General features: G+C 39.7%; 6 protein-coding genes and 5 pseudogenes. 10 read left to right on the top strand and 1 reads right to left on the bottom strand.

All coding sequences use genetic code 11. The features are described from left to right. Positions 1-54: 54 nt before the first annotated feature. The 5 genes from proS (at position 55) to ASE74_RS17000 (ending at position 5802) form a co-directional block, all read left to right on the top strand. Entirely contained in the window at positions 55-1527 is a 1473-nt protein-coding gene (gene proS, locus ASE74_RS17020) for a proline--tRNA ligase (RefSeq protein ID WP_055911505.1), read from the top strand. A gap of 82 nt (positions 1528-1609) precedes the next feature. After that, positions 1610-2749 carry a cystathionine gamma-synthase gene (locus ASE74_RS17015; protein ID WP_055911502.1) on the top strand — a complete coding sequence of 380 codons (1140 nt, stop codon included), beginning with the start codon at positions 1610-1612 and terminating at the stop codon, positions 2747-2749. 204 nt (positions 2750-2953) lie between these two features. Further along, positions 2954-3805: a TIGR02757 family protein gene (locus ASE74_RS17010; RefSeq protein ID WP_055911499.1), complete on the top strand. Its 852-nt coding sequence runs from the start codon at positions 2954-2956 to the stop codon at positions 3803-3805. 114 nt (positions 3806-3919) lie between these two features. Beyond that, positions 3920-4534: a Crp/Fnr family transcriptional regulator gene (locus ASE74_RS17005; RefSeq protein WP_055911496.1), complete on the top strand. Its 615-nt coding sequence runs from the start codon at positions 3920-3922 to the stop codon at positions 4532-4534. Positions 4535-5154: 620 nt separating this feature from the next. Next, positions 5155-5802 (top strand): response regulator transcription factor, encoded by a 648-nt coding sequence (locus ASE74_RS17000; protein ID WP_055911493.1) that lies wholly within the window; start codon positions 5155-5157, stop codon positions 5800-5802. A gap of 33 nt (positions 5803-5835) precedes the next feature. Here ASE74_RS17000 and ASE74_RS16995 read toward each other — a convergent pair whose 3' ends face one another. Further along, positions 5836-6009 (bottom strand): hypothetical protein, encoded by a 174-nt coding sequence (locus ASE74_RS16995; RefSeq protein WP_157255462.1) that lies wholly within the window; start codon positions 6007-6009, stop codon positions 5836-5838. 574 nt (positions 6010-6583) lie between these two features. On the opposite strand from ASE74_RS16995, the pseudogene ASE74_RS25550 reads away from it, so the two are divergent. From ASE74_RS25550 to ASE74_RS25530, 5 pseudogenes are all read left to right on the top strand, one after another. After that, positions 6584-9647, top strand: a pseudogene (locus ASE74_RS25550) (Calx-beta domain-containing protein); the annotation flags it as partial. Between the two features lie 55 nt (positions 9648-9702). Next, a pseudogene (locus tag ASE74_RS25545) lies at positions 9703-10463 on the top strand (Calx-beta domain-containing protein); the annotation flags it as partial. Between the two features lie 62 nt (positions 10464-10525). After that, positions 10526-11287: pseudogene (locus tag ASE74_RS25540) on the top strand (Calx-beta domain-containing protein); the annotation flags it as partial. 18 nt (positions 11288-11305) lie between these two features. Then, positions 11306-11806 (top strand): annotated as a pseudogene (locus tag ASE74_RS25535) (Calx-beta domain-containing protein); the annotation flags it as partial. Between the two features lie 82 nt (positions 11807-11888). Further along, positions 11889-12220: pseudogene (locus ASE74_RS25530) on the top strand (Calx-beta domain-containing protein); the annotation flags it as partial. Between the last annotated feature and the right edge of the window lie 36 nt (positions 12221-12256).

Raw genomic sequence — 12256 nt, 5'->3', positions numbered from 1 at the left:
TTGCCAGCGAATTTTACACTTTTAAACACACAAATTACGTTCCAAATACATAACATGAGCAAAGAAATTACAAGCAGAGAAGCAGATTATTCCCAGTGGTATAATGATATTGTATTAAAAGCAGATTTGGCAGAGCACTCTGCTGTACGTGGTTGCATGGTTATAAAGCCAAATGGTTATGCCATATGGGAAAAAATGCAGGCTGTTTTAGATAAAATGTTTAAGGATACAGGCCACCAAAATGCCTATTTTCCATTATTCATCCCAAAGTCATTTTTTTCTAAGGAAGCTTCTCATGTTGAGGGCTTTGCGACAGAATGTGCCGTTGTAACACATTATCGCTTAAAAAATGACGGTAACGGGAACATTGTGGTTGATGAAACTGCCAAATTGGAAGAGGAGTTAATCGTTCGTCCTACCTCAGAAACAATTATATGGAATACCTATAAAGGATGGATTCAGTCTTACCGCGATTTGCCGATATTGATTAATCAATGGGCCAATGTGGTAAGATGGGAAATGCGTACGAGGTTGTTTTTACGTACTGCAGAATTTTTATGGCAAGAGGGCCATACTGCACATGCTACTGCACAGGAAGCAATTGAAGAAACGGAACGCATGTTGCACATTTATGCCGATTTTGCCGAAAACTGGTTGGCAGTTCCTGTAATCAGGGGGCGTAAATCGCCAAATGAAAGGTTTGCGGGCGCGTTAGATACTTATTGTATTGAAGCATTGATGCAGGATGGTAAAGCTTTACAGGCAGGTACTTCGCACTTTTTGGGCCAGAATTTTGCTAAAGCATTTGACGTTAAATTTACTGGTAAAGATGGAAAACTCGATCACGTTTGGGCTTCATCATGGGGTGTTTCTACCAGGTTAATGGGTGCTTTAATTATGGCACACAGTGACGATTCCGGTTTAATTATTCCACCAAAATTGGCACCAATCCAGGTTGTAATTGTTCCTATTTATAAGAGTGATGAGGATCTTGCCAAAATTTCTACTTATGTAAATGAGTTAACCATGCGGTTAAAGGGAATGGGCGTTTCTGTTAAATATGATGACAGAGATACACAGCGACCTGGTTTTAAGTTTGCTGATTATGAATTGAAAGGTGTGCCAATCCGTGTTGCCATTGGCGGTAGGGATTTAGAAAATAAAACGGTAGAAATTGCCCGTAGAGATACCAAGTTAAAACAAACTGTACCTCAGGAAGGATTGGATATCTACATCATCAAATTATTGGAAGATATTCAGCAAAGTATGTTTAACAAGGCACTGGCTTATCGTGATGAACATATAACTGAGGCCAATAGTTACGAAGAGTTCCAAGAGCTTTTAGATACCAAAGCAGGTTTTATCTCAGCGCACTGGGACGGTACACCAGAAACAGAACAAAAAATAAAAGAAGAAACAAAAGCAACCATACGTTGTATTCCTTTAGATAATAAACTGGAAGATGGGGTATGTATTTATTCAGGCAAGCCTTCAATCCAAAGGGTATTGTTCGCTAGAGCATATTAATTAGACATGAGATTTGAGATGTTAGATTTGAGAATGGATCTCATCTTACATCTTAAGTCTCGCATCTCAAATCTGAAAAAAAATGAAATTCGCAACCAAAGCTATACATGCAGGTCAAGAGCCTGATCCAACAACTGGTGCTGTAATGACACCGATTTACCAAACTTCTACTTATTGGCAAAAATCTCCCGGCGATAACAAAGGATATGAATATTCGAGGGGAACAAATCCAACACGTAAAGCTTTGGAAGACTGTTTAGCTGCTTTGGAAAATGCCAGATATGGTTTGGCTTTTTCGAGTGGAATGGGTGCAACTGATGCCGTATTAAAACTATTGCAGCCTGGCGATGAGGTTATTACCGGAAACGACCTTTACGGAGGATCTTATCGTATTTTTACAAAAATTTATACCAAATATGGCATCAAATTCCATTTTCTGGATCTTTCGAAGCCAGAAAATATGTTGTCTTATATCAATGATAAAACGAAGTTGGTATGGATTGAAACCCCTACAAACCCAACAATGCAAATTATAGATATTGAAGGTGTGGCAAAAATTACAAAAGAGAAAAACTTAATTCTTACAGTTGATAATACTTTTGCTTCACCATACCTGCAAAACCCTATAGATTTAGGAGCAGATATTGTGATGCATTCGGTAACGAAGTACATTGGTGGTCACTCTGATGTGGTGATGGGGGCGTTGGTAACAAATGATGAGCAATTGTATAAAGACCTTTGGTTTATTTACAATGCCTGTGGTGCAACCCCTGGTCCGCAAGATGCATTTTTGGTATTAAGAGGCATTAAAACGCTTCATTTAAGAATGAAAGCGCACTGCGAAAACGGTGAGCGCATTGCCCGTTATTTAAAAACTCATCCAAAGGTTGATAAAATCTACTGGCCGGGTTTTGAAGACCATCCTAACCATGATATCGCTAAAAAACAAATGCGTGGTTTTGGAGGAATGATCTCAATTACCTTAAAAGGTGCAGATTTGGAAGAAACATTTAGAATTTCATCTAATTTTAAGGTATTCACCCTTGCCGAATCTTTAGGTGGGGTAGAATCCTTAATCAATCACCCTGCAACAATGACTCATGGCTCAATTCCTAAGGAAGAAAGAGAGAAAGTAGGCGTTACCGATAACCTTTTGCGTTTAAGCGTTGGGGTAGAGGATATTGATGATCTTTTGGAAGATCTGGAACGCGCATTGGCTTAGGCTAAGTGTAATAAATTGCCGTCATTTCGATTGGAGTACAATGAAGTTGAGGAATCTTTATTTAGGTAGATCTTTCCGCTCCACTGCGTTTCAGTCGAAATGACGTAATTTTTATTGAACCTTCAAAAAGATATCAGGCTATTCAATTTGTTCCAAATTACAGCTAAGGAGAAGGAAGAAATTCACGTCTAATCAAAACTAACAATGCAATTTTTAGAGCTGAAAAATTTTTTGGATAGTAAAGTTGATCAGTACAACCGACCAGATTTTATAGCAAATGACCCTGTTTGTATTCCACATCTTTTTGATAAAAAGCAGGATATTGAAATTGCAGGTTTTTTTGCTGCTGTTTTGGCCTGGGGCCAGCGTAAAACCATCATTAATAAGTGTAAGGAATTGCTTAACCGCATGGATAATGCTCCTTATGATTTTGTGGTTAACCATACAGATGATGATTTAAAGCGGTTGCTAAATTTTAAGCACCGTACTTTTAACGATACTGATTTACTCTATTTTATTTCATTTTTTAAACAGCATTATCAGCATTTTTATAGTTTGGAACAGGCATTTGTGCCTCAGCAAGATACTTATTTATCAGAATATTTAGCGGTTTCATCCATTGGAAGTGAAATTGAATACGCTTCAGAAGTTTGCTTATCCGGAACATTAACTTTCACAATTGAGCAGGCTTTAAATCACTTTAGGGCCTATTTTTTCTCCTTGGAGGATTTTCCGCACCGCACTAAAAAGCATATTTCTTCGCCAAAGCAAAAATCGACCTGTAAACGCCTAAATATGTTTTTAAGGTGGATGGTTAGGGCAGATGATAATGGTGTGGATTTTGGCATTTGGAATACGCTTAAACCAAAGGATTTAATTTGCCCATGCGATGTGCATGTGGATAGGGTAGGGCGTTTGTTGGGATTGATTAACCGAAAGCAAACTGACTGGCTTACGGCGGTTGAACTCACCGATAATTTGAAACAATTTGATCCTTCGGATCCTGTAAAATATGATTTCGCCTTGTTTGGCCTAGGGGTAGAAAAGATATTGTAAGGCCGAAAAAATTGAGAAATGTCAAAAAAAACTTCTTTTTTCAATTCTATCTTCTTATCATTACATTGTTATTCTGCTTAAAACGCAGAATTTGTCTGTCCCAACCGTATTCATATGCTCGCAGTCAACTTATCTGATGAAGATAGATGGAAGAAATATAATAATTTTTCTCCCGTGGTTTCAATTTTCAAAAAATTTCATCCTTTAAACATTGAAATTGAAAAACGCATCAATCAACACACTTTTCCTGTAAGTTACAAAAAGAATAAATTTTTAGTTTCTCCGGTAGACCGTAATAAATTCCTTTTTTTGATTGTAAAAGGTGTAGTTAGAGGCTTTGTAAAGGATGGAACCAGCGAAATTACCACCTGGATTGCCAAAGAAAATGAGGTGGTTGGTACGATTCGTAACTTATGGATAGATAGTGATTCGGAGGAATATTTGCAGGCTTTGGAAGATGTTGATTTAATTGCCATACCACATGTACTTTCAGAGTATTTATACGAGAATTTTCCTGAAGCCAATGTTGTAGGGAGGAAGATGATGGAAGTGTATTACCGCTCGGCTGAGGAAAGGGCTTATTTATGTAGAATTTCATCTGCTGAAAAAAGGTATAAACGTTTTTTAGTGTCTTTTCCTGGTTTAATTAACCGGGTTTCTTTAAAGCATATTGCTTCATTTTTAGCCATTCGGCTTGAAACGCTTAGTAGGATCAGAGCTAAAATTTAAAAAATCATTTCTAAATTTATTTTCTCTCTTGAATGTATTCTCGTGTAAGGTTGTTATTCGATAATCAATTTACCAAGTTCACCATTTCTATTTTTAGTTAAAACGCGTATAATAAGTTATATGGTTTTAATATTGTTGTTGATTTTTGTCAATAATCGTACTTGCTAAAATAATGATGTATTTCTGTAAGGAAATAACATATACAATGTGTTTTATTTCTAATATTTAATACAGGTTTGTTATCGAAATTTTTAAGCTTATAATATTTAAACGTTTAACGGTTTACCAAAATTTACACATATTGTTTAATTATGTGATCTTAAGCGGTATTTATGGTTAATATGCTGCCGATGTAGAGCAGAAAGTTTTTAGAGATGCATAACAAAGTTCATTTTGGTTAAGTTGATGATGAGGAATTTGGGTGTTTTTGGTATCAATAAAACAGGTTTTTATTGATTATTTATAGCTCCAAACAATCTGGTAATTCTGGTGTTAGGTTATTTTTTAACAGAATTTTAATTTTGTGTATAATAATATTTACATAATTGAACGAAAAATTTACTACAATTGCGTACAAAAAAATAACTTTTTATTAACTTGCAGAAATATTCTTATAAATAATGAAAACAAAAAATGCCGTAAGTACTTTTAGTGTGCTCATTGCTGATGATCACGAAATCATCCGTCGTGGCCTAAAAGGTTTAATATCAGATTTTTGGCCTGGTGTCGAGATCATTCATGCTTCCACTATGGAGCAGGCGCTTGTAGAAGCAGAAAAGTCGCCGAGTTTAATTATCATCGACGTAAATTTACCTGGCGGTAACAACCTTAAGGTTATCGATCAGTTAAAATTGGTTCAGCCAAATGCGAAAATCCTTGTATTTTCTTCATTAAATGAAAACATTTATGCTGTTCCTTATTTAAAATCTGGCGCATCAGGATATTTAACCAAAAATGCGGAAGAATCGGAAATTGTAACCGCAATTACTACCATTTTAGCTGGCAGCCGTTATTCGAGCAGAAATGTTAAAGAAAATATGTTTAACAGCATATTGGGTAATGATGCAGATAATCCATTTACAAAACTTTCTGGTCGCGAGCTTGAAGTTGCAGAATTACTTACCAAAGGCATTGGCGTATTGGAAATTTCCAATCAGCTAAATCTTCAAATGGGTACAGTAAGTACTTACAAACTAAGACTTTTTCAGAAATTAAAAATAAAGAGCATTATAGAGCTTGCTGAAAAGATGAGTATCTATGAAAGATAAAAAGAGTGTTAGCACTCTTTTTATCTTATTGCATTAGTTTTCTTTATTTTTTTTAGTCGTACCAACTCCGCTCTCTCCGGATTCGTTCGGGGTAGAGCCTGATTGGCCATATTTAGGCGCTGCACCCTCCCCATTTTGATCAAATGATGCCTTTTCTTTAGAGGTGCCTTTAGTTTTTTCCGTATTTTCTTTGCTTTTAGTTTTCATAATCATGTTTTATGTATAACTAACAATCTCTTAAAGGCAAAGTTTTGTTAAACGTTTTCATTTTGATATTGAGTGCCTGATAACTTTATCAGTGGCTGCCTGTAAGTTTTACTAAAAGGATTTATAAGTAATTTTATTAATGATTAGTTAAATGATTGCGCATATTTGGTACTTATCATATTTTGAAATTAATTCTTCAATATGACACAACAATTATATAGCTATAAGTTGTTGAAAAGTAATTGATTAGAATCAAACTTCTCTCAATTTCAACACTTTCAAAAACCTGTCTAATTACTAGCAAACGCAATTTAATGATGATAAAAATCAAATTCGGTACTTTTTGTATTTTAAATACGACATTTTTTGGGAGGGAGGTAAAAATTATGATACGGAATAATATATCTTTGCGGCTTGAAATGAATGGAATGAACAAAATTTCAAAATTGTTTTAATTTTTTTCATTTTTTTTAAAACCATAGGTTTTGAGATTACGTAGGTAACGCTGATAACCGACAAATAACTATTGCAAATTGCATCATTCCAAGTGATGTAAGTCCCTATTATCCCGTGTATGAATAAAAATTTACTCTCTTCGCGTACCCCTGCGCGAAATTTTTCGAGGACTAACAATAATTTAGCGAGCTTTTTCGGTAAATATTTTGTGCAGTTACTGCTTTTAGCCGTTCTACTTCTTTTTACGAATTTGAATTCAGCATTTGCCGATGGTAGTAAGGATTTATACCAAGGAACTACAGTTGGTAGAAGAGCCTTTATGTATAGCAATTCTTATACTACGGACGGTACAACTATCAATTCCTGGCCATTTAAAACTTTAGGTGCTCACTATGTATATGCTAATGCTGGTGAACGACTTGCAATGGCCTTCAGTTCAGCTGGTGTCGGCAATGCAGCTATTAGATTGACTAGCCCTACAGGAGCTAATATTCCGGTAGCTACAAGTACTACCGTAGGACGTATAAATACGAGAGCTAATGAAGTTGCTGGTCCAAAGTATACAGTGGCAGATGCCACCCCAAATCGTTATACACCAGCCTACTATACAGTTCCAGTAACAGGTGTTTACAAAGTTGAGTTTCTTCCAGTTGGAGACGTGAATGCTCCTGCAATTAATACAACTGAGACAGGAACTACAAATATTCTATCAAATGTAGATTGGACAGCCCCAACCACTGCCAATAGCTTTAATATGATTGCGGCCTGGGATATAACAGTTTTAAGTACAATTCCGGCACCAATTCCTGGTAGGGTTTACGCTAATGTATTAAATCTAATGGTATATAATGCAGATTTTTCTACAGGATACTATGGAAATAATTATGTTTTGACTAAAAATGGGCGTGCTTATCGAGTTAAAACAAATGGTGCTCATGGCGCATTCTTTTCATTTTTTGCGAACAATAAAGGTTTTATAGATGCCAGTGGAAACCCGACATTTAAGAGTTTGGATGCCTCAACAAGACCAGCTGTTGCTGCTGCGGTTAAAGACCCTACAACTCAGGATCTTTCTAATCCATCAATTCAGATAACACATAAGATTTTTTATTTAGCACCTGCAACAGATCTTCCAACTACTGACCAAAATGTATCCTTGGATGGTCCAAATACAACAACAACTACCTGGCTAAAAAAAACAGCTACGACACCAACCATTTCGAATATTGCATTGACTGGTAAAGAAGGTACAGTAGATAAAGCTGGAAGGAAAGGGGCAACTATTACGTTCACAGCATCAGAGAATGGTACCTACCAAATTACGATTCCGGCAGCTACCCCGAGAGTTTTAACAGGTGACGCATTTGCAGGGTCTACCAATTCAGTAGTTTGGGATGGTAAAGATGGTGCTGGTGCTGATCTTCCAGCGGGAACTGTCATTAGTAATATTAAGGTAAGGCTATTAACTGCTGAGGTTCACTTTCCTTATATTGATATGGAGATTAATCCAAATGGTATTATAATAGAATTAACTGAAAATACCAATAATTATATTGTTCAAAGTGGTAATTCGAGTCCGCAGGTTTATAGCGATATTGTTTATTGGAATGATAGCAATATCTCCGGTGCAGGAACATTAGCTTCAAGTTCTAATCCAGTTGTACAAACTACGGGTTCATCTTCCACAACTGGAAATGGAGGGCACAAATGGGGCTCTTATGTTTCCGGTTCAGGTACGGGGGCTGGAAATAGTGGTACGGGGAATCAATCATTTGGTAATGAAAAATCTCTTGATACTTATGCTTACATTATGGGTGCAGAGGTTACTAAGCCTGTAAATATCAATATTGCTGTAGCAGATTTAAGAACAAATAGTATCACACCTACTTTCAACACACCTGTTGCAGTTGGAAGCACGGTTACGTATACTGTCGTTGTTGAAAATAATAATAATACAGCTGCCGGCAGCACAAGTGATGTAACGGGAGCTGGCTTTAATTTTACTGCACCTGCCGGTTTTACAGTTACGAATGCACAATTATCATCTTCAACAGGAGGAATAGTAAGTCAAACAAGCGGTTCTATTTCAGGAAGTCAGTTCAATGCCAAATTAAATATGGTTAGCGGTAGCACTGCTACATACACAATAACCGGTACAGTTGGATCCACTTTAGCTGGCAAAAATATTCCGGTTGAAGCTAGTATGATCCGTACTGCCGATACTACAGATCCTGATGCTACCGATCCTAATACCACGTCAACTCCAACGGATCCTCATCTTGAATGTAAAAATGGAACTGCTACCGAATCTTGTAATAATATTCAATACAATTCAACTGTTTCGGTCGTGAATTATGTTTCTGTATCTACGGCTACACCAACCGTTACTGAAGGAGGAGCTGCGGGTTCTTACACCTTTACTATTCAAAATGCATCGGCTAACCCTACTGTGATTAACTATACCATATCTGGCACAGCTTCAATTGGTAGTGATTATACGATAGCTAGTACCGCTACGATTCCTGCTAATGCAACATCGGTAACTATTCCACTAGCGGTTATTGATGATAATTTAGTGGAAGGATCTGAAAGCGTTATATTAACACTATCATCAGCTGATAATGGTGTTTTGATTACTACAACACCTGCTAATGCTACAGCTACAGTAAATATCTCTGATAACGATTTTGCCACTGTTGCCATTACGCCAACCGTTTCGGTAGGAGAGGCGAACGGTCCTGCTACATTTACCGTTACCTTAACAGGCGCAGTACAGAACGCTTTTACGGTTACTTACTCAACGGCAAATGGTACTGCAACCGCCGGATCTGATTATACGGGATCGACAAATGCGACAATCAGCTTCCCGGCCAACTCGGCAAGCGGGGCTACCCAAACAATTAGTATCCCGGTGATCAATGACAATATTGCCGAGGCTGATGAAACTTTTACGGTTACGTTGAACGGCACTAGCATCGGTACTCAGGTTACCATTCCTGCTGCCACATCAACAGGAACGGCAACGATCATAGATAACGACCGTCCTGTTGCGACATTGAGCGGTGATGCCACAGTTACCGAGGGAACGAATGCTGTTGCCAACTATACCGTAACGCTTACAGGAGCTGCGAATACCACTTTGAGTTCAGCGGTTACCATTCCTGTATCGGCTGTTGCGGGTANACGAATGCTGTTGCCAACTATACCGTAACGCTTACAGGAGCTGCGAATACCACTTTGAGTTCAGCGGTTACCATTCCTGTATCGGCTGTTGCGGGTACGGCCCAGCTAACAAGCGACTACAGCAATGTACCTGCAAGTGTAACATTTGCTGCTGGTACGGTGCTTAACGCATCTGGCATTGCCACACAGGCATTCACGGTCACAATCGTAAACGACAATATTTCTGAACCAACAGAAAACTATACGGTTAGCATCGGTACGCCTACTGGCCCTGCCTTACTTGGTACAACCACCTCTCAGATTACCACTATAAACGATAACGATTTTGCCACTGTTGCCATTACGCCAACCGTTTCGGTAGGAGAGGCGAACGGACCTGCTACATTTACCGTTACCTTAACAGGTGCGGTACAGAACGCTTTTACGGTTACTTACTCAACTGCAAATGGTACCGCAACCGCTGGATCGGATTATACGGGATCGACCAACGCGACAATCAGTTTCCCGGCCAACTCGGCAAGTGGGGCTATCCAAACAATCAGTATCCCGGTGATCAATGACAATATTGCCGAGGCTGATGAAACCTTTACAGTTACGTTGAACGGCACTAGCATCGGTACTCAGGTTACCATTCCTGCTGCTACATCAACAGGAACGGCAACGATCATAGATAACGACCGTCCTGTTGCGACATTGAGCGGTGATGCCACAGTTACAGAGGGAACGAATGCTGTTGCCAACTATACCGTAACGCTTACAGGAGCTGCGAATACCACTTTGAGTTCAGCGGTTACCATTCCTGTATCGGCTGTTGCNAGAGGGAACGAATGCTGTTGCCAACTATACCGTAACGCTTACAGGAGCTGCGAATACCACTTTGAGTTCAGCGGTTACCATTCCTGTATCGGCTGTTGCGGGTACTGCTCAGCTAACAAGCGATTACAGCAATGTACCTGCAAGTGTAACATTTGCTGCTGGTACGGTGCTTAACGCATCTGGCATTGCCATACAGGCATTCACGGTTACAATCGTAAACGACAATATTTCTGAACCAACCGAAAACTATACGGTTAGCATCGGTACGCTTACTGGCCCTGCCTCACTTGGTACAACCACCTCTCAGATTACCACTATAAACGATAACGATGCTTCATCGATAGCGATCAACAATATTACTGTTGCGGAAGATATTTCTACAGGTTTGGCTACTTTTACCGTTACTTTAACAGGAGCGGTACAAAATAGTTTCACAGTAAACTATAACACTGCTGATGGTACAGCCGTTCAGCCTGGAGATTACACGGCTAAAACAGGAACAATAACTTTTCCTGCAAATGCCGCTAGCGGTGCAACGCAAACCTTTACCGTGCCGGTTGTCAATGACAATATTATTGAAGGAAACGAAAACTTTTCGGCTACGCTTTCGGGCATTACCGGACCAACCACAATTGCAGTAGCTACAGGTACGGCTACAATAACCGATGACGATGTGGCGGCCATCACTGTTGCTGCAACAGATGGAGCTGAGCCTGGTACGAACGGCTCGTTTGTTTTCACGATGAGCAAGGCAAGTGCTACCAATACCACCATTACGTACACTGTTGGCGGAACTGCCACCAATGGTACCGATTATACCACTNGCTCGTTTGTTTTCACGATGAGCAAGGCAAGTGCTACCAATACCACCATTACGTACACTGTTGGCGGAACTGCCACCAATGGTACCGATTATACCACTGTCCCTGCAACTGCAACAATCCTGGCTGGCCAGACCACTGTTACCGTTCCGGTTACGGTGACCAACGACCAGATTGTGGAGGGCACTGAAACAGTTGTACTGACTTTCACAGCTGCAACGAACAACCCGAACATCACGGTAACCCCTTCAAGTGCCACTGTGAACATTGCCGATGACGATGTGGCGGCCATCACTGTTGCTGCAACAGATGGAGCTGAACCTGGTACGAACGGCTCGTTTGCTTTCATGATGAGCAAGGCAAGTGCTACCAATACCACCATTACTTATACTGTTGGCGGAACTGCCACCAATGGTACCGATTATACCACTGTCCCTGCAACTGCAACAATCCTGGCTGGCCAGACCAGTGTTACCGTTCCGGTTACGGTGACCAATGACCAGATTGTAGAGGGCACTGAAACAGTTGTACTGACTTTCACAGCTGCAACGAACAACCCGAACATCACGGTAACCCCTTCAAGTGCCACGGTGAACATTGCCGATGACGATGTGGCGGCCATCACTGTTGCTGCAACAGATGGAGATGAACCTGGTACGAACGGCTCGTTTGTGCTCGTTTGTTTTCACGATGAGCAAGGCAAGTGCTACCAATACCACCATTACGTACACTGTTGGCGGAACTGCCACCAATGGTACCGATTATACCACTATCCCTGCAACTGCAACAATCCTGGCTGGCCAGACCACTGTTACCGTTCCGGTTACGGTGACCAACGACCAGATTGTAGAGGGCACTGAAACAGTTGTACTGACTTTCACAGCTGCAACGAACAACCCGAACATCACGGTAACCCCTTCAAGTGCCACGGTGAANTGACCAGATTGTAGAGGGCACTGAAACAGTTGTAC

The organism is Pedobacter sp. Leaf216 (genome assembly GCF_001421515.1).
GTDB lineage: Bacteria > Bacteroidota > Bacteroidia > Sphingobacteriales > Sphingobacteriaceae > Pedobacter.
Note: the sequence above shows the minus strand (reverse complement) of the source record. Positions and strands in the feature narration are given on the sequence as shown.